The 1,462-nt window shown below is 56.1% G+C and carries 1 protein-coding gene and 2 pseudogenes; 1 reads left to right on the forward strand and 2 read right to left on the reverse strand.

The window, feature by feature from the left end:
* Nucleotides 1-197: pseudogene (locus HV670_RS29970) on the reverse strand (transposase); the annotation flags it as partial.
* An 8-nt stretch (nucleotides 198-205) separates the two neighbouring features.
* Nucleotides 206-327: pseudogene (locus HV670_RS31775) on the reverse strand (LysR family transcriptional regulator); the annotation flags it as partial.
* 349 nt (nucleotides 328-676) lie between these two features.
* Between HV670_RS31775 and HV670_RS29975 the strand changes: the two are divergent.
* Nucleotides 677-1,177 carry a VOC family protein gene (locus HV670_RS29975; protein WP_343054532.1) on the forward strand — a complete coding sequence of 167 codons (501 nt, stop codon included), beginning with the start codon at nucleotides 677-679 and terminating at the stop codon, nucleotides 1,175-1,177.
* The last annotated feature ends 285 nt before the right edge of the window (nucleotides 1,178-1,462 follow it).

Consider the following 1,462-nt stretch of genomic DNA (forward strand, 5'->3'; position numbering starts at 1 on the left):
TGAGCTCCTGCCGCTCAGCCGTGGTCAGCCCGTCGTGGCGCACGCCAGCATCACGATCGGCCTGCGCAACCCAGTTGATGATCGTCTGCGCGGTCGGCTCGAACTCGCGCGAGTTCCTCAGGCGTTCGCCCGGCCTTCACTAGCTCGACCATGTGGGCCCGGAACTCCGCCGGGTACGGTGCGCGATGCTTCCTCATCACGGCATTTCCAGCAGAGCAATCCGGCGGCTCAGTCTCAATTTCGGCATGCCTGCTTTCGTCCCGCCGGCACTAAGCCGCCGTTGTCCACCACCTGGACGTAGAAAAACAGGTCATTCAGATCATGCATTGATGTCCTCGTCGTTCTCCAAATAGAACGCTGATGGCAAATATTGCTTACTACCGCGTCAATCATCCTTTATCTAACATTCATTCCAGATCGCAGCAGGCAAGGCCCGATGAGCAGCGAGTGGTCCATTGGAGTAGACAGTGCGCCTCATCGATGTTCTTTTGCCGCGAGACATCCGTTGATTGAAAGTAGGTACCGGGGGTGCAGTGACAGCCAGTGCGCCGTGCACCTGAAGGTTGGCAAACCTAGATAGGAGATAGCCGTGCAAGTAGATTCCGACACTTCCGTAATTGCGCGACGAAAGGAACGACTGAGGTCCAACAGGATTAGCGGTTGGCACCATCATGCTGTGCGCACTAAAGATATGACCGCCACCCGGGCTTTCTACGAGGGCGTTCTTCAGCTGCCGCTCGTCGGTACGTGGACTGAGGCGTACGACGTCATCAAACAAACGCCGTCGAACTACGTTCATTGCTTCTTCGAAGTCGGAGACGGCAGCGCGCTCGGCTTCTTTCAGTTTGAAGAAGGCATGCGTGACGCACCGATGCCGATGCCCCGAGATCCGTATGAGCATCACGTTTCACTGGGAGTCGACACCATGGAAACCGTCGATTACTTTCGCAAACGTATTGAAGAGGCTGGTGCCCCGGTAGAGATCGTTGATCACGGCTACTGTTACTCGTGCTACACCCAGGATCCCAATGGCATGATTGTGGAGATTTCCACAATCGTCCCGAACGGCATCGAGATACTTGAACAGTCGGCGCAGACCGCGGAAGCCGACCTCGAGAACTGGCTCGCAGGGGTGCGCGAACCTAACAACAAATGGCGCGGGAAAACTAAAATTTAGGGTGGCGTGGAAGCCTCGCTGTGCTCGAAGTGAGGTGGCCTCGTTTGTTCGGACAGGATTCCAGATTTTTCAAGTGGAGCCGACGGGCAGTCAGGCTGCCGATTTGAATCGCTGGCATCGTCGAAGTATGCCTCATCCGGGGTCCGGTCCACCAGACTCGAATGGGGCACATGGACCCCCGGCGTCATAGTAGTTGTCGCCTCTGAAATTTCTTATCAAGAAGAGTCAGAGGTGCAGGTTGAAGGCGAGACAAACGTATTCTGTCGAGTTCAAGGAGCAGGCCCT

The sequence above is a fragment of the Pararobbsia alpina genome (genome assembly GCF_902859895.1).
GTDB lineage: Bacteria > Pseudomonadota > Gammaproteobacteria > Burkholderiales > Burkholderiaceae > Pararobbsia > Pararobbsia alpina.